The organism is Sphingomonas sp. P3_C6 (genome assembly GCF_056402595.1).
On sequence record NZ_JBFUHB010000002.1, the window covers coordinates 40686 to 61398 of the forward strand.

Consider the following 20713-nt stretch of genomic DNA (forward strand, 5'->3'; position numbering starts at 1 on the left):
GATCGGGCAAGGAAAGCCCGATCGATGACCGACCTTCCCTTACGAGCCTTTGAAGACGACACCGCGATCCGCCGGATCGGGGAGGGGCTGTTGGCGCGCAAATTGCCTCGTGCGGAATGGACTCACGAGGCGCATCTCGCCGCCACGCTCTGGCTGATTCGTGACCGACCCGACGTGGATGTCGACGCACGGATCGCCGGGATCATTGCCTGGTACAATGAAAGCGTCGGCGGGGTGAATGACGACAGCCAGGGCTATCACGACACGATCACCCATGTGTTCGTGGCCGGGATCCGCCTCCATCTCGCCGGGCGGGACAAGGGCGAGCCACTGGTCGACGCGGTCAACGCGCTATTGGCAAGCCCGATGGGAATGCGGGACTGGCCGCTTCGGTTCTACAGCCGGGAGAGGCTGTTTTCGGTGGCCGCAAGGCGCAAATTCCTGACACCCGACCTCGCGCCGCTTCCGGCCCTGTGGTAAACGAAGCCCTCGCTCACACGGCCTTGGGAAGATATCATGGGAATGCTCGACGGACTGCTCGGACAGGTTGCTCAAAATGTCGACATCAAGAACCTCGCAGCCAAGGTGGGTCTTAGCCCCGAACAGGTCGAGAGCGCTGTGACCGCGCTTGGCCAGGCCCATACCGCCCCAACCGACACGGTCACCACCGCAGCATCGGCGACGGGCCTGTCGACCGATGTGCTACAGCAGATCGTCGGCCATATTGGTGGTGAAGGAGCGCTCGGTCAGTTCGCCAGCCTGCTCCAGGGTTCTGGCGTCCTGGGCAATGTAGGCAACATGATCGACCAGAATGGCGACGGTAATCCGATGGATGAGATTGCGGGCTTCGCCAAGGGCCTGTTTGGCAAGAGCTGATTGCCGACCGACGCGGGCTACCGGAATTCCCTGTTCCGGACGAATAACAGGGAATTATCAGGGAATTTCGTTTTTCTTTCCTGTTTTTGGGCGAGTTTTACCCAATTTTCTGATTATAGATCAATGCCTTGATGCGGAATTCCCTGTTACTGGATAACAGGGAATTCCGCAGCGCTTAACAGGGAATTTCTTAGCGAGAACAGGGAACTCAGTCCGTCCTGGCCGGTATCGCGCAGAGACTGGAGTGGATGGGGGCCGCGGCATGATACTCCCATCGCAAGTCAGATTTTCCCTTCCAAAGGAGAGCCACCGAACGCGTTCAGGTGGCGGTAAAGCGAACCCGACGACAAGAATGAGCGGGACCGTCCAAGGCGCTCCAATCACCGTGACGATGCAACGGTCTTCGCCCCATTTGAATCAATCGTCGAATGCTTCAGGCCGGTTCAACCAGCAGCACGCTGCCCGTTGCTCCGACGATCCGAACAAGTGCGCCCGCCGCGACGTCCGGGCCACGGGCTTTCCAGGCACCGTCGCCTATTTTCACCCGGCCTTCGCCCCCGGTGATGGCATCACACACCTCCGCCATCGTGCCGATCAGTCGCGACGTGCGGTCGTTTAGTTGTGAATCCTCGGTCGGGACCTCGCTCTGGCGATACCAGCGCCGGCCTAGCCCGACCGCTGCGGCTGTGAACAGCGCAAACAGCAATGCCTGAACCAGCACCGGCACTCCTGGAATGGCGAGCAGCGCGAAACCCGTCAGCGCAGCGCCTGCCGCCAGGAAGATCATGAAGAAGCCCGGCGCGATCAGCTCGGCGATGGCCAAGGCCAGTCCAGCGGCGAGCCATAATGCACCATGGCTCCAGACGAAGCCGAGGAAGGTCATTTCTGGCCTCCCTCGAACGGGCCGCGGGGACGCGGCACGGGCGGTGAGGAACGGTCGCCAAACGCGTCCCGCGCCAGTTCACCGATGCCGCCGAGCGTACCGATCAGCTGAGTAGCCTCGACCGGGAACAGGATCGTCTTCGCGTTGGGCGAGGTAGCGAACTTGCCGACTGCCTCGACATACTTCTGCGCGATGAAATAGTTGAGCGACTGACTGCTGCCGGCTTCGATCGCGTCCGACACCATCTTGGTCGCGCTCGCTTCCGCCTGAGCCGAGCGCTCGCGCGCCTCAGCGTCGCGGAACGCCGCTTCCTTGCGGCCCTCGGCTTCGAGGATCTGCGCCTGTTTCAGGCCTTCGGCCCGGTTGATCTCGTTCTGCCGCGCAGCCTCGGATTCGAGGATCGTCGCGCGCTTCTCGCGCTCCGCCTTCATCTGCCGGGTCATCGCGTTGACGATATCGGCGGGCGGGCGGATGTCCTTCAGCTCGACGCGCGTGATCTTGACGCCCCACGCCTCGGTCGCCTGGTCGACCACCTGAAGCAGCCGCGTGTTGATCTCGTCGCGCTTCGACAGCGTCTCGTCCAGGTCCATCGAGCCCATGACGGTGCGCAGATTGGTGGTCGAGAGCTGCATGATCGCTAGATAGAGATCGCTGACTTCATAGGCTGCCTTGGCCGCATCCAACACCTGGAAGAACACGACGCCGTCGACCGCGACCATCGCATTGTCCTTGGTGATGATCTCCTGGCCCGGAATGTCGAGCACCTGCTCCATCATGTTCACCCGCCGGCCTACGCGGTAGAAAAAAGCCGGGTAGAAATTGAGGCCGGGCCGAGCGACAGTGGTGAAGCGTCCGAAATGCTCGATCGTATATTGATAGCCCTGACGGACGACCTTGATGCTGGTCATGAAATAGAAAATGACGACGACCAGGACCAGGCCGGCAAGCGTGAGAGTCATGGTGTTGAACCCCAGACAATGACCGCGAAGGGCGCGGCCGATGCCCATAGATTAGCAGATTGGCGGGGCCATTATAGCGAAATGCGACACGCGCAGCGGTGCCCCTAGCGCATCTGCCGCCCCTTGATTACATGGACCGCCACGACTCGCCCCCCGCAGGAAACTGGCACCCATGGACATTCGCCTCGGCCTCACTTTTGACGATGTCCTGCTCGTGCCGGCTGAATCGGACATCGTTCCGAGCCAAACGAACACCGCGACGCGGGTGACTCGCGAGATCGCGCTCGACATCCCGATCCTCTCTTCCGCCATGGATACCGTGACCGAGGCGGACATGGCGATCGTCATGGCACAGCTCGGCGGGATCGGCGTTCTCCACCGCAATCTCGACATCGCAGAACAGGTGGCCGCAGTGCGGGCGGTGAAGCGCTTCGAATCCGGCATGGTCGTCAACCCGATCACGATCGCGCCGAGCGCTACGCTGGCTGAGGCCCAGGCGCTGATGCTGCGGCACAAGATCAGCGGCATTCCGGTGGTCGAGGCGAACGGCAAGCTGGTCGGCATCCTGACCAACCGCGATGTCCGCTTCGCCGGCAACCCGCATCAGCCGGTCGCCGAGCTGATGACTCACGAGAATCTCGCGACCGTCGCACCCGGCGTCAGCCAGGAAGAGGCGCGTCGCCTGCTGCACCAGCGCCGGATCGAGAAGCTGCTGGTCGTCGACGAGGCCTATCGCTGCATCGGCCTGATCACGGTCAAGGACATCGAGAAGGCGGTCACCTATCCCAACGCCACGAAGGACGCGACCGGCCGGTTGCGCGTCGCGGCGGCGACGACGGTCGGCGACAAGGGCTATGAACGGACCGAGGCGCTGGTCGATGCCGAGCTCGACCTCGTCGTCATCGACACGGCGCACGGCCACAATCGCGACGTGGCGCGCGCGGTCGAGCGGGTGAAGAAGCTCAGCAATTCGGTCCAGGTCATCGCCGGCAATGTCGCCACCGCCGAAGCGACGCGCGCGCTGATCGATGCGGGCGCCGACGGTATCAAGGTCGGCATCGGCCCGGGCTCGATCTGCACCACCCGCGTGGTTGCCGGTGTTGGCGTGCCGCAGCTTACGGCGGTGATGGATTGTGCCGAGATCGGCCTCAAGGCCGGGGTGCCGGTTATCGCCGATGGCGGCCTGCGCACCTCTGGCGACCTCGCCAAGGCGCTGGCAGCGGGTGCATCGGCCTGCATGATCGGCTCGCTGCTCGCCGGTACCGAGGAAGCGCCGGGCGAAAGCTTCCTGTACCAGGGCCGGGCATACAAATCCTATCGCGGCATGGGCTCGGTCGGCGCCATGGGCCGTGGTTCGGCCGATCGCTATTTCCAGGGCGACATCAAGGACCAGCTCAAGCTGGTGCCCGAGGGGATCGAGGGCCAGGTGGCCTTCAAGGGCCCGGCACGCGATGTGATCCATCAGCTCGTCGGCGGCATCCGCGCCGCCATGGGCTATACCGGCTCCGCAACGATCGAGGACCTGCAGCGGCGCGCACGCTTCGTCCAGATCACCGGGGCGGGCCTGCGCGAGAGCCATGTCCATGACGTGACGATCACGCGCGAGGCACCGAATTACCCGACGCGGTAAGACGCGGGGGTCAACCGACCCGGGTGAGACCCGCTGTGTAGGCCTTGCCCTTGTCGACATAATGCTGGGCCGACGCCTTGAGCATCGCCGCCGCTTTCTCGTCCAGGGTCCGGATCGCCTTGGCCGGGCTGCCCACGATCAGGCTGTTCGGCTCGAAGACCTTGCCTTCGGTGACGAGGGCGCCAGCGCCGACGATGCAACCGTCGCCGATCACCGCGTTGTTGAGAATGATCGCGCCCATGCCGATCAGCACGTTGTCGCCGATCGTGCAGCCGTGCAGGATCGCATGATGGCCGATCGTGCAGTTGGCCCCGACCGTCAGCGGCGAGCCGGGATCGGAATGGCACATCGCGCTTTCCTGGATGTTGGACCGCGTGCCGATGATGATCGGGGTATTGTCGGCGCGGATCACCGCGCCGAACCAGACGCTTGATTCATCCGCCAGATGCGCATCGCCGATCACGTCAGCGCTGGGCGCGACCCATACGTCGGTGCCGACCACGGGCTGTTTTCCGTCGATGGCATAAAGCGGCATTGAATCCTCCTCCTAGTTTCGACCGGCTTAGCGTGGCGAGGCGGGAAGGGGGAGGGGATTCAGGTGGCCATGCGTTGGAAGAAGATTCGGATCGATGAGCCTCGGATCGCTACTCGAACCCGATTGGCATCCATCCGCTCCCCGTATATCCTATAGGATGTGAGGCGCTGACGTGCCCGCTCAGGAGGGGAATGCCATGAAATTCGCGTTGCTGCGCTCGTGCTGCGCTCTCGCCATGCTGTCCGGCGTGGCGATGTCAGGATCGACCCCGGCTCTGTCGCAGCAGGGAGCTGCCGCGCTGTGGACTGCCGAGCAGGATCATCAAAACATGATGGATCAACTCGGCATCAAGGCCCTGCGACCCGGCCATAGCGGCCAGCCCGACGGGCCGAACCCCGCCAACTATGATCCTGCCAAGGCGAATCCCTTTCCCGACTGGCCCGAGATTCTGACGCTGAACAACGGGAAGAAGGTCACCACCGTCGATGGCTGGTGGAAACAGCGCCGGCCCGAGATCGTCGAGGCGTTCGAGCGCGAGGTGGTCGGGCGGATCCCCGCAAATGTGGCCAAGATCGCCTGGTCGGTCGCGAGCACCGACGATGAATATATCAGCGGCAGACGCATGGTGGCGAAACAGTTGATCGGACGGGTCGACAATGGCGCCTATCCGGCGATCGATGTCGGTATCAGGGTGACGCTGGTGTTGCCGGCCGAGACCGGCAAGCCGGTACCGGTGCTGATGATGTTCGCGCCGGCGCGTTACCCGGCGCCCAGCCAGCCCACTGCGGATGAAGCGGCGAAGATCGATGCCGCGATGAAGGCCGATCTCGTCGCCCGCGATCCGTCGCTGGCCGCCACATTCCAGGCGCATCCCGGCTTTGTCTTCGTCAGCCCGCCGGGCTTCTTCCCCGCGCCGCCGAGCGACGAGCGTATCTCCACCCTGGTCGCTGCCGGCTGGGGGGTCGCGCTGGTCGATACGGCGAGCATTCAGGTCGACAATGGTGCCGGGTTGCGCAGCGGGATCATTGGCCTCACCAACAAGGGCCAGCCGCGCAAGCCGGACGATTGGGGCGCCCTTCGCGCCTGGGGCTGGGGGGCAAGCCGGGCGCTCGATTATCTCCAGACACTGCCCGACGTGGATGCGAAGCATGTCGGGATCGAGGGAGTTTCGCGCTACGGCAAGGCGGCACTGATCGCCATGGCGTTCGATCAGCGTTTCGCGATGGTGCTGGTCGGCTCGTCGGGCGAGGGCGGTGCCAAGCCGCACCGCCGCAATTTCGGCGAAGCGGTGGAGAATCTGACCGGCACCGGCGGCTATCACTGGATGGCAGGCAATTTCCTGAAATATGGCGCGTCGCAGGCAAGCTTCGGCAGCAGGACTCCGGGCGACATTCCGGTCGATGCCCATGAGCTAATCGCGCTATGTGCCCCGCGGCCGACTTTCATCAGTTACGGCGTGCCGGAAAAGGGCGACGCCAACTGGCTCGACCAGCAGGGCAGCTATATGGCGACCGTCGCGGCAGGGCAGGTATGGACCCTGCTTGGCGCGAAGGATCTTGGTGTCGGCAATGATTATCGAAATGCAAAGAAGCCGCCGGTGCTGACCGGCATGCTTGATGGGCAGCTTGCCTGGCGACAGCATGACGGCGGGCATACCGATGCACCGAACATGAAATATTTCGTCGCATGGGCCGACCGGCAGATGGGGCGGACGACGCCATAGGAGTTGGTGCCGATATGTACTCGTTCCCCGGCGAAGGTCGGGGGCCAGGTGGGGCGCTGATAACTGGCGTCCCGCTTCGCAACAACAGCCTTCCCACCTRGSCCCCGRCCTTCGCCGGGGAACAAGTAAAGTACATGCTCCAACGGGATGGCTGCGGAAAATACGACGCCTGCGGTGCCCGCGGAGCGATGGATGCCGGAACAAGTCCGGCATGACGGTTGGGGCGACGGATGTTCCTATTTCCCCCGCATCGCCTTGTCGATCGCAGCCTGGGCAAGCGGCGCCATCGACGCATAGGCCACGGTATTGGGGTGCACGCCGTCATGCGAATAGTCTGGCCGCATCCCGCCTTCCGGCGTGGCGATGGCCGGCCAGTAATCGACATAGACCAGGTGTTTCCGCGCGGCATAATCCTTCAGCCAGACATTGAGCGCCTTGATCTTGGGCCCCGGCTCGAGCCCCTTGCGCCACGGGAATTCGAGCGCGGGCGGGATCGATGCCAGCACGACCTTGATGCCGTTCGCGTGCGCGATGTCGACCATGCCGGCGATATAGCCCTCGATCTCCTCCGGCGTTGACGGGCCGGTATTCTGCGCGACGTCATTGGTGCCCGCCATGATATGGACCACAGCAGGTTTCAACGCGACCACATCACTACGGAAACGGACGAGCATCTGCGGCGCGGTCTGGCCCGAGATGCCCCGGCCGACAAAATGCGCGTTGCCCTTAAGGAAGGGCTGTTCGGCCCAGCCCTGGGTGATCGAGTCGCCCATGAACACGATGCGCTGCGGGTCGACAGTGGCAAGCAGCGGCTGGTTGGCGTCGCGGTAGCGGCCGATAAAGGCCCAGTCGCCGTTCTCGCCCTGGCCGACCGGGGGCTTCGCTGCAGCGATGGGAGCGGGTACGGGGGTGTTCTGCGCGGAAAGCTGCATCACCGAGGTCAAGGCGACCGCGCCGATCAGACTGAACATGAGTGCGCGCACTGCAAATCTCCCGCTGGTTGTCCGGCGGTGAGGCCTATCGGGATCGTCGTGCCGATGCACGCGGGAACGACATGGGAGCGGTCAGGCCGCTGCGACGATCTCCGGTCGGAGCACCGAGCGCAGCATGACCCGCGCCGAACGCACCGCGACCCGCATCGCCGCGGCAAGATCGGGCAGGAACTGGTCTGTCGGCGGCGTCACGTCGCCACCTTCGAGCAGGTTGAGCAGGCGGCACTCGTCACCGGTGATCGCGCTGTCCGATGGGGCGCCCGCGTCGAAGCGCCGCCGGGAGCCGGCTTCGAACAGGGTCAACAGGCCGTCGAGTACCGGGGCGAGCAGGCCATAGCCCCGTCTTTCGAGCGGCGCATAAAGGGCAGGCTGGATCGAGCCACCGGCATCGCGCGCGATGCGCCAGCTTCGTACCGCCTCAAGAATCGCCGAGGTGAGTGATTGGGCGGGCGCGCCGGGCGCAACTGGGGCGGGGCTCATGATACATCCTTCCTGAGGCCCCTTTATTGTCACTTTTTGCGACTTATTCGCAATTGATACGCCGATCCCGTTACAGGAGCAAGACAGCCGGACGCATTTGCGACCGTTTTCGACGTCTTTTCAGTGCCGAATGCGACGAATGGTTCTCGGGTCGGTGAAGATGAACTCAGTGTGACGCGGCTGATTTCGGCGGGAGGGCAAAGGCGGTCAGCGCATCGCTGGTGCGCGGGCTGTTATGGTAGCTGCCGCCTGTCGAGACGATCGCGACATATTGCCGCCCGTCGGTACCGCGATACGAGATCGGCGTGGCATGGGCCGATGCCTCGAGCCTGCGGATCCAGACCTCCTTGCCGGTGCTGATCTCGAAGGCGCGGAAGCGGGAATCGTCGGTGGAACCGATAAAGAGCAGGCCGCCCGCAGTCGTGATCGCACCGCCGGTCCCGTGGCGGCCGGTGTTGCGCAGGCCCTCGGGCAGGTTGTCGGTGACGCCCAGCGTGCTCTGCCAGACGATCTTGCCGGTCGCGCTGTCGACCGCGCTGAGCTGGCCCCAGGGCGGGCGCTGGCACATCAGGCCGGTGCCAGGCTGCTGGAAACGGCCGCCGACACCGCCCGGCATCCAGGCGACGGGGCCGCCGGTCTTCACCATGGTCGTGACCTGGCCGAAATTGCTGGTGTTGACGAGGATATAGCCGGTCTTCGGATCGAAGGTCGCACCGCCCCAGTTGGAGCCGCCTTCAGTGCCCGGGAAGACGATCAGCGGACGATCGGGCAGCATGGGCTGATATTGCACCCCCTCCGCCATGTTGTTGCTCCTGATCCAGTTCTGGCACCAGCTTTTCAATTCGGGCGTGACGTCGGCGATGTCCTTCTCGATCGAGAAGGTGGTGCGGGCGAGCGGCGGGGTGATCGGGAAGGGCTGGGTGGGGGCGGCGCGTTCGCCCGGCACGGTGCTGGGCGGGACGGGGCGTTCCTCGACCGGATGGATCGGTTTGCCGGTGACCCGGTTCAGCATGAACAACAGGGCGTTCTTCGCCACCACCGCAACGGCGGGCATGGTCTTGCCGCGCACCTTCGCGTCGAACAGCAACGGCGCGGATTCGAGATCGATGTCCCAGATATCGTGATGCACGACCTGGAAATGCCAGAGATATTTGCCGGTGGCTGCATCTGCGGCGACCAGCGAGGTGCCGAACAGGTTGTCGCCATGCCGGTCGCCGCCGTACCGGTCATGCGTTGGCGCGCCGATCGGCAGATAGACGATGCCGCGCTTCGCATCGAGGCTCATGAAGCCCCAGACATTGACGCCGGAGCGGTTGTCCGTGCTGCCGGGTGCCCAGGTGTCATAGCCGCGCTCGCCCTTGCGGGGGACGGTGTGGAAGGTCCAGACGAGCCTGCCGGTGCGCGCATCCCAGGCGCGGACATCGCCGCGCGCGCCGAGCGCCGGATTCTCCTGCACCGAGGATCCGGTGATGATCAGGTTCCTGTAGACGATCGGCGGGGTCGTCATGCCATAGGGCGCCTTGGGCGACCCGTTCATGATCTCCTCGGTTTTCAGCTCCACGACACCATCGTCGCCGAAGCCGGGAGCATAGGCGCCCGTTGCCGCGTCCAGGCCGATCAGGCGGCCATCGCGGGTGCCGAAGAAGATGCGCGGACCGGTCTTGCCGTCGCCTGCCCAATATTCGACGCCGCGCAGCGACGGCTGGCCGGGGCCGGGGATCTCGCGGACCCAGATTTCCTTGCCAGTCGTCGCATCGAGCGCGGCGACGCGGGAATAGGGGGTGGAGATATACATGCGGTTGCCGATGACCAGCGGCGTCATCTGGGAACCGGCGAATTGCGAGGCGCGCTGCGCGCCGGCGCCTTCGGCGGTGCGGCGGTCGGCTTCGCCCGCGTCGGTGGCCGCCGCGGTATTGGCCGGCTTCATCCGGTATACCCAGGCGATCTGCAGGTCGTTCACATTGGCGGGGGTGATCTGAGCGAGCGGCGAGTGGCGCATCGCGCCCTTGTCGTGGCCATAAGTGGGCCAGTCCGCGCCGTCCTGCGCCAGGACCGAGGTGGAGAGCAGGGCGAGGCCCAGAAGCCCGATCGTACGCAGCATGTGTCCACCTAGAAGTGCCGCAGCGGCGGGGGTCTTCGATAGCATGGGATGGCGCCTTCGCTGCGTCGCTTCCCCGCCTGCCCTCATTGAGCGAGAGCGGCCGTAAAAAGGACCCGCCGCCCCGATCGGAGGGGACGGCGGGCCATGGGGGTTAGAACTTGACGTTCAGCGCGACCGTGACGGTGCGGCCGAACGCGTTGTGGATCAGGCTGTAATAGCCGGTTGAGCCGTTATAGAAGGGCGGGTCCTGATCGAAGATGTTCAGGCCGGACAGCGACAGGCGCGTGCCGTCCAGGAATCCACCCTTGAACTCATAGGCCATGTTGAGATCGAAGGTGGTCTGCGCCTTCACCTTGTCGCCGCCGCCGTTCGGATTGCCGTTCGCGTCGCGGGTGAGCGGCGTGACGGTGTTGGACGACCAGTTGCGGAAGCCGCCGGTGTAGTTGGCGAACAGGCGGGCCTGGAACGGACCGTTCGCCCAGCCGAGATAGGCGCGCGCCTTGCGCTTCAGCGACGGGAAGGTGCCGTTGTTGCCTGCGGTGTTGAGCACACTGTACTTCGGACCCGAGCCGAACGACTGATCGAACTTGGTGAATTCCGTGCCCGAGAGACCGGCGCTGAACGTGCCGGCATTGTCGGTGCGGTAGTCATAGTCGATCTGGTAATCGATGCCCGAGATGTCGAGGTTGAGCCAGTTCGTGTTCAGCGTGTGGAAGATGTAGCTGGTGCAGGCTGCGGTCACGTTGGTCTGCGGAATGCCCTGGGTCACTGCCGCGATCTGGGCCGGGGTGGCGCAGTTCGGGTAGAAGGTCAGCAGGTTCTGCGCAGACGCCGTGTTGATCACGTTGGCGAGCTGCGGGCCGGTGACGCCGCCCGTGAACTCGGTGTTCCAATAGGTGAAGCCGGCATGCAGGCCCGGGACGAGCGACGGCTCGATATCGAAGCCGAGCGACCAGCCGCTGCCTTCCTGCGGGCCGGCGTTGGGATCACCCGTCGTGTTCTGGATGCCCTGCAGCGAGCTGATGTTGCAGAGCGCCTGGCCGGCGCAGCCCGGAAGGATCTTCACGACATCCGGATAGGCTGCCGTCGGCACTGAGATGTTGTTGGTCTGGGTGTTCCAGCCCGCGGTACCGAAGGCGCCGAACTTGTCGCCGATGATCGTGAGCGGCGGTGCGACGAACGAGGTCGACCAGTTGCCGCGGATGCGGAAGCCGGCAACCGGCTCGAGGTTGAAGCCGATCTTCGGGTTCGTCGTCTCGCCGAAATCGTCATAGTGATCGTAGCGGCCGGCGACCGAGATATCGAACCGGTGGATGAAGGTATCCATGTCCGGCGAGACGATCGGCACGTTCAACTCGACGAAGCCCGAATAGACGGTGCGGTCGAACGGGAAGAACAGCTGCTGCGATCCCGTCGAGGCCGGGCCGCTGTTGTTCGCACGGGTCACGAACTGGCTCAGCTGGGTCTTCAGCAGTTCAGCGCCGAACGCGACCTTGACCGGGCCCGCGGGCAGATCGAACAGCGAGCCGCTCGCGCTGGCCCGGATCTGCTGATAGCCGCTGGTGGCGCGGAGGCGGTTGGTATTGTCGAGCAGGCGCGCGATCGTCGCCGCGGAGGTGCGGTTGGTCGGGCCGGCCGGGTTCCACACGTCGAGGGCGTTGCCCGCCGTCAGCGGCAATTGCGTGACGATGGTGGTCGTGCCCGGGATAGAGATCTGGGTCAGGTTGCCGGCGCCGTTGGTCGTGCCATTGAGCGCGAGGTTGGCGACGCTGCTGTTGATCGCGCCAGTGGTATAGGTCGTGCTCTCGTCCCGGCCCACGCTGGCGAGGAAGTCGGCATGCCAGTCGCTGGTGATCTCATAGCTGGCGGTGAAATTCGCGTACATGGAATCGGAGTCGGAGCGGCCATGTGCCGGGCCGACCAGATCGGTCGCATCCCAGGTGATGGTCTGCCTGTCAGCCGCCGCGCCGGTTACGCCGGGCGGGTTGACGTAAAACGGGTTGGCCTGCGCACCAGTGCGGAACACGGTCGCCTGAACGGTACCAGCACCCTGCAGCGTATCGTTGCGACGGCGGGCATAAAGGAGGTCGAGGCCGACGGTCAGCTTGTCGGTGACGTCGAAGCTGACCTTGCCCATCACGCTCTGACGTTCCTCGGAGCCTATCAGGTCGGTGACTCCCCAACTGGTGCAGGGATAGTTGGCCGTGCTGTTGGGCGAGGACGCGGTCGAATAGGGCCCGTAATAGATATTGCCCGTACCGCCAGGCTGCACGCCAGCCGGCGAGCAGCTGCGGGTCAGGAAGTTGGTGCCGCCATTCGCGGTCTGATTGGGGAAGGTGAAATCGCGGTCGCGGTTTCGCAGATTGTCCTGATAGCTGTATTGTGCGCCGATTACGGCCCAGCCGCGATCCCAGGTCTGGCCGGCGAGCAGGCCGGCGCTGTAGCCCAGCGTGCCGTCTCGTACCGTCAGCGAGCCTTCGGCCTGGATGCCGTCATAGCGCTTGCGCGTGATGAAGTTGATGACGCCGGCGACGGCGTCCGATCCGTAGATCGATGACGCGCCCTCGGCGAGGACCTCGACGCGCTCCAGCATGATGTTGGGCACGATGTTCGGGTCGAGGAAGGTGTGGTTGGTGCCGCCCGTTGGGCCGCGATGGCCGTCGATCAGCACCAGGGTGGAGTTGCTGGCGCTGGCGCCGAGCTGGTGGATGCTTGGCTGATAGAAGGCCGAGGTGTTGCCCTGGCCGGTGATGCCGCTGAGCGAGGGGACCGAGGCGAGGGCGCCGGTCACGGTCTGGGCGCCGGTGTCGTGCAGCGCCTCGGCGCCGACCGCGACTAGGTTCGACCCGATCGGGGCGACGCCGCGGATGCTGGTGCCAGTGACGACGATGTCCTGCTGCGGCTCCGCAACGCTCTGGTCGTCGGCTGCCGGAGGTGCTGAATCGGGGGTTACCTGGGTCGCTTCGGCACCCGGCGCGCTCTGCGCCGATGCCGGTATGGCGGCCATGCACAACGCGGTGCCCAGCGCCAGGTTCGACCCACCGCGAGCGAGATTCTTCAGTACCTTCGACACATGCATCCCCTAGTTTATTTCCGGATTCGGTTCTTATTATTCGATTCTTGTATACATCCGAAAAGGGGGGCGTCAACACACGTGTTGGGCCGCTTGGCAAAGGCTGGAAAATTGTGCCTAGCGGCCACGAACAGGCTACCCCCGGGCGCCGACATATCGCCGATAATGGATATTATTCTGCAGATAAATCAATATTATATGTAGGGAGTTCAAGCTGATGGACGTCAGTTGCCGCTTCGGGGCGGATCAGCGATCCAAGCCGGAAATCCGGGCGCAGGAATCCGCGGCGGCGCGGTTCTGACTCGTGCATTGACATCGAAAATTGTGTGGCTCATCAAAACATGTATACCGGATGGAGCGCCGCCCGGTGAGCTTTCAGGCATCATCATGAGGGGCCCGCCCTCATAGCTTTCCCTACCCGTAAAATGAGGCAGCGATGTCCAAACAATATCTTCCGCTCGTTCCGGTTCTGATGGCTTCGCTCGCCGTCGCGGGGGCTGGGCATGCCGAGCAGGCCGCGCCAGCCCGGGAGCCTCCCGCGGCGGTGGCCGCTGCGGCGAACGAATGGACCACATGGGGGTATGATCAGGAGCGGACCGCCTGGAACCGCGGCGAGCGCACGCTCGACAGGAAGAATGTCGCCAAGCTGAAGGTGCAGTGGAGCACGAAGCTCTCCACGCCGGTTACCGACGTGGTGCTGTCGACCCTGACGTCGCCGATCATCGCAGCCGGCGTCGCGACGCCGCAGGGCAATAAGAATGTCATGTACCTGCTCGGTGCCGACGATACGCTCTTCGCGATCGATGCCGATACCGGGGCTGCGCTTTGGCATAAGACATTCCCGAATCCGATCACGGCAAAGAAGGGCGCCACCTGGCTCTGCCCGAACACCGCCAATGCGACCCCGGTGGTCGACAACGCCAGGGCTCTCGTCTTCTTCATTCCCAGCGACGGCAAGCTGCGCGCGCYGAGCCTGGGAGACGGTGCGGAGAAGATGACGCCGCTCGAGATGGTCGCGCCGTTCACGCGCGCCTGGAGCCTTAATCTGATCGACGACATCGTCTATACGACCAGCGGCCGCGCCTGTGGTGAAGTGCAGGACCCGCGCTCGGCGATGGCATCGGCGGTTGCGCCGAACCCGCGGCGCAGTGCGGCACAGGCCGTCCCTGCCGTGATGACCGATCCATCGGCCGTCACCGCCGTCGATGTGCGTGACCTGGCCAATCCGCACCTCACCCGCTTCTATACCAGCGGCGGCCGGCCGGCGGGGCCCTGGGGCCGGGGTGGTCTCGCGCGGGGGCCGGGCAACACGGTGATCTTCCAGACCTCGGACGGTGTCTATGATCCGCCCGCCGGCAGTTGGGGCGACACGATCATGAAGCTGACGCCCAAGGCGACGCGGGTGGCGGATTCGTTCACGCCGGAGAATTTCAAATATATCTTCGCGCACGATCTGGCAGGCTCGGCCAGCCCTGTGGTGTTCCCGTTCGGCGGCAAGACACTGGTCGCGACCGCGCAGAAGGAAGGCGTGCTCTACCTGCTCGACGCGAACGACATGGGCGGCGGCCAGGCCAAGAACCACCAGCAATATCTCTACAAGTCGCAGCAGCTCGGCAACGATGCGGCCGCCGGCACCGATCCGAGCCAGGGCGTCTGGGGCGCGGTGACGACTTATGAAAATCCCGAGGGCAAGCGGTACCTTTATCTGCCGATGTGGGGCCCGCGCTCGAAGTTCGCGCCTGCGTTCAAGAGCGATGGGGGGGAATCGCCCAATGGCAGCATCATGGCGTTCCAGGTGATAAACGAAGGCGACAAGGTCGCGCTCAGCCCCGAATGGATCTCCGGCAACATGATCATGCCCGACCCGCCCGTGGTCGCGAACGGCGTGGTCTATGCGACCCAGACCGGCGGCCAGGCGATTCAGAATCCTACTCTGCCGGACGGTTCACGCCTGAACAGCGCGACCGCCGCATCGGCCAAATATCGCTCCACCCCGGTCGGCAACATGATCCTCTACGCCTTCGACGCGGAGACCGGGAAGCAGCTTTATTCTAGCAAGGATACGATCAAGGCCTGGACCCATTTCAGCCAGCCGGTGGTGGCGCTGGGCAAGGTCTATCTCGTCACGCATGACGCGCAGGTGATTGCGCTGGGTGTCAGGAAATAAGGAATTGGACGCGGTTAGCCGAGCCGTGGCCATAAAAAGGGCGGGGCCGCGATGGCGGGGCCGCCCTCTTCCGTTTCGGGAGTTGTTTTGTTCAAGAAGCTGGCGCTGAGGTCGGTGCGGCGGCAGGCGCAGCGGCCGGCGTGTCGGAGAAATTCTTGCTGAGATAGTCGATCACTGCATCGGTCTCTTCATGCTTCAACTCGGCACCGCGATCGACCATCAGCTGCACCGTCGCAGCCCAGTCGTCAGGCGACTTGCGCTCCGAAAAGACGGTCGCGGCAGTGTGACACGCGCTGCAGCGCTGGTTGATGAGATCGAGCGCCGGACCGGGCGGCGGCACCTGGGCATCGGGCTTGCCGATCGGCTGCGCCGACAGGCTGTGGCCCGCCAGGATCCCGAAGGTCAGAAGGGCAGCGCTTGCTGCAAAACCACGCTTCCGCATTGTCACATGAACTCCAGTGAGGGATCGCTTACCGGGGCCCGTCGCCGCGCCATGCCGCCTAATTATGTATGCAAGGTTGCGCAACGCTGAACGGCCAAGGCGAACCATCCGTACGGATGAACCGGGCGTGCGAAGAATTTCCGCCATCGTCTGGGAGCTAGGGCCGATACGGCCATCTGCACCGCGACTCTGGTGTCTCGCTGTTTTGTATACAATGATTACGGCGCACACTGCGCGTGGGTAGAGCGATGGAAACGATGCGACCGCCGGTGAGGTGGACACGATCGCCGGTTCGGCCCACCTGACCGGAATCCCGAGAGGAGTAGAGCCTGTGACTAACACCCGACAGGGCAGGAATTCATCGCGCCGCGTGACTGCGGCCTTCGCGGCATTGCTCCTGGCCGCTCCGACAGCGCTGCCCGGCGCTGCCGCGGGGGCAAAACCGCTTCACGTGGTGTCGATCGACGTCGAAGGCGGCGGGGGCACATTGTTCGTCACGCCGGAGGGCAAGTCGGTTCTGTTCGACACCGGCTGGCCCGTCGGGATACCGGGAGCGCCACTGCCGCAATCGAGTGCGAACCGCATCGTCATCGCTGCGAAGCGGCTGGGCGTCACCAGGATCGATTATCTGATCATCACGCATTACCATCTCGACCATGTCGGCGGCATACAGGACCTGCTGGCGGTGATGCCGGTCGGCGAGATCATCGACCATGGCCCCAATCGGGAAATGCCGCCGGTCGGCAAGGAACCCGGGCCCAATGCGACCGCCTCGCTCTACGCGCGCTACGAAGCGCTGCTGAAGGGGCGCAAACACCGGACCGTCAAGGCGGGCGAACGGATCGTGGTCGGGGCGCTGACGCTGGACATCGTCTCGGCCGATCGAGGACTGCTCCCGAGCGCGCTCAACGGTGCAGGCGGACCGACGCCGGGTTGTGACGCCCCGCCATCGCCCGACATGGGCAATGGCGGAGAGGAGAATCCGCGATCGATCGGTGTCGTCGCAAGCTACGGCAAGGCGCGTGTCGTGAGCTTGGCGGACCTGACCGCCGATGTGGAGATCGGGCTGGTCTGCCCGGTCAACCGGCTGGGACGCGCCGACCTCCTGGTGGTGTCGCATCACGGATCGCAGCTCAGCACGACGGCGCCATTGCTGGCGGCGCTGCAGCCGCGCGTCGCGCTGATGGCCAACGGTGCGACCAAGGGTGGGGACGCGCGGGTGTTCCGAACGATCGCAGCCGCACCATCGCATCCGGTGGTGTGGCAGTTGCACTATGCGACGAAGAGCCCTGAAGTGAACCGTCCGGCCGAGTTCATCGCCAATCCTGACGGGCCGGAGGATGGTGGCTTCTCGCTGGATATATCGGTGTGGCCTGATCGTCGGATGAAGGTCACGAACATCAGAACGGGATATAGTGAGGATTATCGGACGTCGCATTGAGGGGATTGTGAGAATCTCCGTCACTTGCATCATACTTGCGCTCGCTTGTTCACATCCTACTGCGGCTGGATTTCGGAAGGCCTGCGCCAGAGATAATATCAGGGAGCGCTACCCTTTGGTGGGATCTTGCCCATCGCCGCACGCTTCTTTGCGGCATCGATCAGTTCTTTGACCTTGATGGTCTCGGCCATGCCCGAGTTCATCAGCCCTTGAGCGGAAGTGATTTCCTGCGCCAGGCTGCCGTTGCGTAACGCAATTTTGCCGGCCTTTGCAGCATTGCCGAGCTGCAGGATTTTCTTCCACACCTCATCGAAGATCGGTAGCGGTGCGACGTCGATGTTGGCCTCGATCATTTTCTTGATGAAATCGATATGCGCTTCGGAATCCGACGGCACAAATTTGCTCGCCGATCCCGAGTTGGACACCGAGGATGCGCGCACCAGGAAGCGCATGTCCGGATAGCGGCCTGCGACGCCTGACAGAATACTGCTGCACGCCTGGCATGGCAGGCGATTGAGATTCAGCTCTATCTTCACGGGAGAGCCCGGCTTCGCCTTGAGCCTGCCAGCGGCGTGATCGGCCCGGATTTGCACAGCAAGCCCGGGAAGATGCCGGTTGATAAAGACCTCCTCGGCATGGGGTTTGCCCGGCGATTCCGGCTCATTCTCGATGATGCCGTCGAGCCGCTTTCCGTCATCGTCGTAATAGACCTGAAGGATGGTCTTCCCGCGCAGATAGCTGAAGCGATAGACATAGGCCAAGGCGTCGCGCGCGCCGGTGGCATTGACGGGCAGGGCAGCGACTTCCTCCGTCGCGCTGGCATTGGCGAGGACGATCAGTCTTGGGGTAGGCGAATTGAGATCGATCTTTGTCCTGAGCCCCTTCAGTCCCTCACCTGTGAACCGGGAATAGGTAGAGCCGAGAAGGCTGTCCGCCGTAGCGCGGTCGACGACCGAACGGCCTGCCAGAGCTTGGCGGACGTGCTCCTTAACCGCACGACTGCGTGCGTCGGCGGGACTCTCGGGCTTCTTTTTTCCACCCCCGGTGACTTTGTTGAGCAGGAATTTCCCGAGCTTCTTGGCCTGCGCGATGATCCAGCCGGCGACGCGGTCGAACGCCTTGAAGATTGGCGCGCGGACCTTGGCGATCAGGTTGTTGATGATCGTGGAAACCTTGCCGAGGCCGGCGAAGCGGGCAAGGAAACTGATCACAAGTGTCAGCAGGCCGGCCATGGTCTTTTCGACGCGGTTGGCCGCGGGGCCGACATTGCCGGCGGCGATGGTCGCGATCGAATCGATGAAGCTCGCCGCAACCTGGGCGATCTGCTGCAGCCGTTCGATGAAGAACATCACCGTATTGTAGATCGAGATGATCGCCTGGATGAGCGCGCCGGCCGGGCTGAGCATCATCGCCAGTTTCGAGATTGCCACCTCGACGATCTTGCCCTTCACGAATGCCATGACCTGGTCGATGACCATGTCCTTCAGATTGCCCAGCGTTTCGACGATCTGCTGCCAGGCAGCAGCTGGGCCTTCCTTCACCAGCGTCTTGACCAGGGCGAAGCCGTCCTCGAGGCCCTTGACGACGGGTTCGCTGCTTAGGGCGACGAGCCTCGGGCGGAGATGAGCCCAGGTGAGGCCGAGCACCGAGAGAACGAACTTCAGCAATTCGCTCAGCGAGAAACCCTGCGGGATATAGACGCCGGCACCGCCCATCGCGCCGGTGAGCCAGCCGATCAGCGACGCCTTGAGATGGGTAAGGAAATTGCCGGCGAACTGAGTGAGGCCGAGCTTGCCGGCGCGGACCAGCGTCTGGACGAAGCCGACCGGATCCTTGAGGATCTTGTTGAAGGCGGCGCCGGCCTTGGCGATGTAGGGCATGGCACCCGGCGCCACGACCTCGACGATGATCTTGAGCAGGTCAATGACGGTGCCGAGCGCCCATGAGCCGAAATCGCCCATGAAGTTGCCGAAGACCTTGGCCAGCTTGATGAAGGCGCTGGGCAGCACCACGAAATCCATGATCTCGAGGCCCTTGAGCGCGGCGATGAAGCGGCTCGGGATACTGCTGACGAGCGCCTTGATGCCGCCCATCGCCCCCTTGAACCAAGCCCAGGCGCGGGGAATCGCCTTGGCGCGCTGGATGTTCGCCCAGAGTTCCTGCTGGCCGACGAGGGTCAGCAGGCCGCCGATCACCGCCTCCGCGGTCGGCTGGACCGCTTCGCCCGTCACCGGATCGAAACCGATCACGACCTTGAGCAACGGGTAGCCTGCCGATCCCTCGGCCAGCGCCGCAAGCGGGCGCAGCACCGCCTCGCGGACCATGCGGAGGATCTCGCTGAACAGCGATTTGGCGAAGGAGATGATCCGGCTGATCGGGTCAGTGAAGATCGACTTGGCGCGTTCCCACACGCCGCTGAGATTGAAGATGTCCTTCCAGCTCAGCGATTCGAGGAACTTGTCGATCGCCGCTTTGATCGAGGCGCCGCTGATACCGAGCGATTTGAGCTGCCCTTCGATCCAGCCGCCGACCTTGCCGAAGATGCCGTAGCTGTCGAGCACGCGCGTGATGACGTTGCCGCCGGGCAGGAACTCGACGATCGCGCGCAGGATGTTGGCGGCGCTCGCCTCGACCGCGCTCATGTTGATCGGGTTCACGCCGATCAGGATGGTGAACATGCGGAAGCCGGGGATCGCGTTGGCGGCATCGGCGAAAAAGTTGAGCGCGTCGCTGAGCCCGAGGCGGCTTGCCTGATGCCCGGTCCTCTGACTGACGCGCGTATCGGCCGCGGGATCGGCCTTGCGCTGGATCGTCTCGCCCTGCTGGATCGTATGGGTCAGTTCATGGGCGATGAGTTCCATGCCGCCCTTGCTGTTGGGATCATAGGCGCCGCCGCCGAAGAAGATATGGTTTCCGAAGGTGAAGGCGCGGGCGCCCAGCTTGGCCGACAGCTTCGCTGCGTTGCCATCGGTATGGATGCGCACCCCGGCGAAGCTGGCGCGGAACCGTGGTTCCAGCGTCTTGCGGACCTTGGCGGGCAATGCAGCGCCCCCGGTTGCCGCCTTGCGGACCTCTTTTTCGGTATCCGGATCGGCCCCCGCAGAGGCGGCCCTGGTGCCCTTTTTCGCCGTCGGAGCGGCCGCACGGTGCAGCATCGGCGCGCTGCGGTGAGTCGTGTCGGGCGCCGGGGCGGGCATCGAGACGACCGCCCTGGCAACGCGGTCCGCCTCTGCCTCCGCAGCGTCGCTCGGCTGCGAGACGCGCAGCGATGGCTGGATCGTCTTTTTGCTGAGCAGGGTAGAGCGGCGGCTGTCGAGCGCCGAGCGGGCGATGGTGGCGCGGGCTGGCTGAGTGGCACGCACGGTGCTGCGCGTTTCCTCGGCCTTCGCCTGGCGCGCGCTTTCCGCCATG

The 20713-nt window shown here is 64.2% G+C and carries 15 protein-coding genes; 6 read left to right on the top strand and 9 right to left on the bottom strand.

Annotated features, from left to right (window positions below):
* Nucleotides 1-24 precede the first annotated feature (24 nt).
* Nucleotides 25-480: a hypothetical protein gene (locus AC1DT7_RS03660; RefSeq protein WP_478034314.1), complete on the top strand. Its 456-nt coding sequence runs from the start codon at nt 25-27 to the stop codon at nt 478-480.
* 36 nt (nt 481-516) lie between these two features.
* Complete coding sequence (locus AC1DT7_RS03665) at nt 517-876, top strand: hypothetical protein (protein WP_478034316.1); 360 nt, start codon at nt 517-519, stop codon at nt 874-876.
* A 433-nt stretch (nt 877-1309) separates the two neighbouring features.
* Here AC1DT7_RS03665 and AC1DT7_RS03670 read toward each other — a convergent pair whose 3' ends face one another.
* Together AC1DT7_RS03670 and AC1DT7_RS03675 are read right to left on the bottom strand one after the other, a co-directional pair.
* The gene (locus AC1DT7_RS03670; protein ID WP_478034317.1) at nt 1310-1759 is read right to left on the bottom strand and encodes an NfeD family protein; all 450 of its coding nucleotides are present in this window, start codon (nt 1757-1759) and stop codon (nt 1310-1312) included.
* A complete protein-coding gene (locus AC1DT7_RS03675) occupies nt 1756-2718 on the bottom strand; it encodes an SPFH domain-containing protein (RefSeq protein ID WP_478034319.1) in 963 nt (320 codons plus the stop codon). Before AC1DT7_RS03675 ends, AC1DT7_RS03670 begins: the two co-directional genes overlap by 4 nt.
* A gap of 172 nt (nt 2719-2890) precedes the next feature.
* Between AC1DT7_RS03675 and guaB the strand changes: the two genes are divergently transcribed.
* Nucleotides 2891-4348, top strand: a complete 1458-nt coding sequence (gene guaB / locus AC1DT7_RS03680; RefSeq protein ID WP_478034321.1) for an IMP dehydrogenase — start codon at nt 2891-2893, stop codon at nt 4346-4348.
* Between the two features lie 10 nt (nt 4349-4358).
* Here the strand turns inward: guaB and AC1DT7_RS03685 are convergent, their stop codons facing one another.
* Nucleotides 4359-4883 (bottom strand): gamma carbonic anhydrase family protein, encoded by a 525-nt coding sequence (locus AC1DT7_RS03685; RefSeq protein ID WP_478034322.1) that lies wholly within the window; start codon nt 4881-4883, stop codon nt 4359-4361.
* Nucleotides 4884-5079: 196 nt separating this feature from the next.
* On the opposite strand from AC1DT7_RS03685, the gene AC1DT7_RS03690 reads away from it, so the two are divergent.
* Nucleotides 5080-6606 carry an alpha/beta hydrolase family protein gene (locus AC1DT7_RS03690; RefSeq protein WP_478034324.1) on the top strand — a complete coding sequence of 509 codons (1527 nt, stop codon included), beginning with the start codon at nt 5080-5082 and terminating at the stop codon, nt 6604-6606.
* Between the two features lie 236 nt (nt 6607-6842).
* Here the strand turns inward: AC1DT7_RS03690 and AC1DT7_RS03695 are convergent, their stop codons facing one another.
* From AC1DT7_RS03695 to AC1DT7_RS03710, 4 genes are all read right to left on the bottom strand, one after another.
* The gene (locus AC1DT7_RS03695) at nt 6843-7589 is read right to left on the bottom strand and encodes a GDSL-type esterase/lipase family protein (RefSeq protein WP_478034325.1); all 747 of its coding nucleotides are present in this window, start codon (nt 7587-7589) and stop codon (nt 6843-6845) included.
* An 81-nt stretch (nt 7590-7670) separates the two neighbouring features.
* On the bottom strand, nt 7671-8078 hold the full coding sequence (locus tag AC1DT7_RS03700; protein WP_478034326.1) for a hypothetical protein: 408 nt from the start codon (nt 8076-8078) through the stop codon (nt 7671-7673).
* 166 nt (nt 8079-8244) lie between these two features.
* A complete protein-coding gene (locus tag AC1DT7_RS03705; protein ID WP_478034327.1) occupies nt 8245-10224 on the bottom strand; it encodes a pyrroloquinoline quinone-dependent dehydrogenase in 1980 nt (659 codons plus the stop codon).
* Between the two features lie 106 nt (nt 10225-10330).
* Complete coding sequence (locus tag AC1DT7_RS03710) at nt 10331-13252, bottom strand: TonB-dependent receptor domain-containing protein (protein ID WP_478034328.1); 2922 nt, start codon at nt 13250-13252, stop codon at nt 10331-10333.
* 436 nt (nt 13253-13688) lie between these two features.
* Here AC1DT7_RS03710 and AC1DT7_RS03715 point away from each other — a divergent pair, with 436 nt between their 5' ends.
* Complete coding sequence (locus tag AC1DT7_RS03715) at nt 13689-15419, top strand: outer membrane protein assembly factor BamB family protein (RefSeq protein WP_478034330.1); 1731 nt, start codon at nt 13689-13691, stop codon at nt 15417-15419.
* Between the two features lie 91 nt (nt 15420-15510).
* Here AC1DT7_RS03715 and AC1DT7_RS03720 read toward each other — a convergent pair whose 3' ends face one another.
* Nucleotides 15511-15861, bottom strand: a complete 351-nt coding sequence (locus tag AC1DT7_RS03720) for a c-type cytochrome (protein WP_478034633.1) — start codon at nt 15859-15861, stop codon at nt 15511-15513.
* 370 nt (nt 15862-16231) lie between these two features.
* Between AC1DT7_RS03720 and AC1DT7_RS03725 the strand changes: the two genes are divergently transcribed.
* Nucleotides 16232-17302 (top strand): ComEC/Rec2 family competence protein, encoded by a 1071-nt coding sequence (locus tag AC1DT7_RS03725; RefSeq protein ID WP_478034332.1) that lies wholly within the window; start codon nt 16232-16234, stop codon nt 17300-17302.
* Between the two features lie 98 nt (nt 17303-17400).
* Here AC1DT7_RS03725 and AC1DT7_RS03730 read toward each other — a convergent pair whose 3' ends face one another.
* The gene (locus AC1DT7_RS03730; RefSeq protein ID WP_478034334.1) at nt 17401-20712 is read right to left on the bottom strand and encodes an eCIS core domain-containing protein; all 3312 of its coding nucleotides are present in this window, start codon (nt 20710-20712) and stop codon (nt 17401-17403) included.
* Between the last annotated feature and the right edge of the window lies 1 nt (nt 20713).